Annotated in this window: 3 protein-coding genes; all 3 read left to right on the top strand. The window is 49.8% G+C overall.

Translation table 11 applies throughout. The annotated features are described in order from the left end of the window. A partial coding sequence (locus H9626_RS15710; RefSeq protein ID WP_191710819.1) for a hypothetical protein occupies nt 1–361 on the top strand: 361 nt, incomplete at its 5' end. Between the two features lie 290 nt (nt 362–651). Beyond that, complete coding sequence (locus H9626_RS15705) at nt 652–864, top strand: hypothetical protein (RefSeq protein WP_191710818.1); 213 nt, start codon at nt 652–654, stop codon at nt 862–864. Then, nucleotides 854–1,895: RNA-binding domain-containing protein (locus H9626_RS15700; protein ID WP_191710817.1), on the top strand; the 1,042-nt coding region annotated here is incomplete at its 3' end. The genes H9626_RS15705 and H9626_RS15700, both read left to right, overlap by 11 nt.

The following is a 1,895-nucleotide window of genomic DNA, read 5'->3' as shown; positions in this document are numbered from 1 at the left end:
TGATATCAATAAAAACACGACACAGAAAAAACTTAATTCTAATCTCAGATTGATAAAGTATTTTAAGTTGGCGGATATGTTTGCTGACCCCTGTAGGCCTGATGGTGGTAAATATGAATTAGATAACGGTGATTTCTTGTTTATTGTCGAGAATACTCTTGAACCTTACTTGGAAAAGAATTGGAAAGAATTTGATGCAGCTTTTGCTGAGTTATGTAGTTTGCATAATGTGCAAAAGAATTCCAAAGAATCTATCTATTATTCTGAAGCCATTGATAATATCGATATCAATTCTTGCCCTGTTTTTCTGAGATCTATAGTTGATTGTGTAATTGGAAGAGCTCAATTAACGAAAGGCTGATATCCATTTCTATATAGCTTTAGTCTAGGAGGCAGAGCCATGAACATTCCGATTGCTGTCGATCAGCTTCTTCGAGGTCGAGTGGTCGAGCAGGCTCGTATTGAGTATAAGGAAGGGTGGAACCCCGAAGTCATCGTGCATACGCTGTGCTCGTTTGCCAATGATACGGCTATTGCATCACATGACATCGGTTTAGTGCGCAATACTGCTAATTCAGTGCGCGATAGTGCACGAATAGTTCGCGAATAGTGCGCGATACCGCTGATCCGATGCGTGAAACTGGACGACGAATGTACAAAATGTTGACCGTGGTTCACTCGAAACAGCGGGATGCCGGATTGGCGAAACGTGTTGGAGTAACAGAGTGTACTCGATATGTATCCATCGCCCAAGCGGAGAGCGTCAATAATGAAGATATGAATCTTGGGAAGGTGTTGTTGGAATATACCAGCGGTGGCGAATCGACCGGGAAGCTTGAATGGAACGTAACTCATGAACGCTGAACAGTATCTGGCGGGGGAGTCGAAGCATGTGGAATACAAGCTGACGATTCCCAAGCAGAGCATCAACTACACCAAGACGGTGGTGGCGTTCGCCAACTGTCAGGGCGGTCATATCATCTTCGGCGTGGAGAACAATACGTGGCAGGTGAAGGGCATTCCCGAGGATCAGGTGTTCGTTATCAAGGACGCTATCGCCAATGCCATAACCGACAGTTGCGAGCCGATGATTCTGCCGGACATCTCGCTGCGTGACTATCAGGGCAGGACCATCATCGACGTGGCGATACAGCCGGGTATGCAACGCCCGTATTACATCAAGTCACTGGGCCGTGACCAAGGCACATTCGTGCGCATCGCCGGCACCACCCGGCAGGCGGATGAAGCCACGATCAAGGAACTGATGTTCGAGGGCAGTAATCGCAGCTTCGATAAAGCACCTTGCCTTGGCCTGACCATTACGGATGAGAGCGTCGATCGACTCTGCGAACGGATGACCGACATCGCCAAAGGCAACGCCAACAGTGGGGAGAACATCAAACCCGTCACACGTAGACAACTACTGTCTTGGGGAGTGCTGATCGAGCGAGACGGCGAGCTGCTGCCGACCAACGCCTACGCAATCCTGACCGGTAATGAAGCGGTACGCTCCGTGGTGCAGTGCGGGGTATTCAAGGGGAACACCAAGGCGGTGTTCGTGGATCGGCGCCAGTTCGTAGGACCTGCATGGGAGCTCATCGAACAGGCCTACCAGTATGTGCTGCGTAATATTCATTTGGGAGTGCGGTTTGACGGTGTATATCGGCATGATGTGTATGAGATTCCTCCGGACGCCATCCGCGAGCTCATCGTGAACGCCATCGTGCACCGCAGCTATATCGACCATTCCAGTATTCAGGTGGCGGTGTATGACAACCGTCTTGAGATCACGTCTCCGGGGCGTTTGCCGATGGGTCAAACCATCGAACGCATGAGGGAAGGTTACTCGAAGATTCGCAACGAGGCCTTGGCTTCGGCGTTCGAGTATATGGGGT

It is taken from the genome of Phocaeicola faecium, assembly GCF_014837055.1.
GTDB classification, from domain to species: Bacteria; Bacteroidota; Bacteroidia; order Bacteroidales; family Bacteroidaceae; genus Phocaeicola; species Phocaeicola gallinarum.
This window is presented reverse-complemented; position numbering and strand designations above follow the sequence as displayed.

Bases quoted from the DNA above. Each gene is read 5' to 3' on its own strand.
- H9626_RS15705 (WP_191710818.1), top strand. From the start codon at position 652: ATGTACAAAATGTTGACCGTGGTTCACTCGAAACAGCGGGATGCCGGA.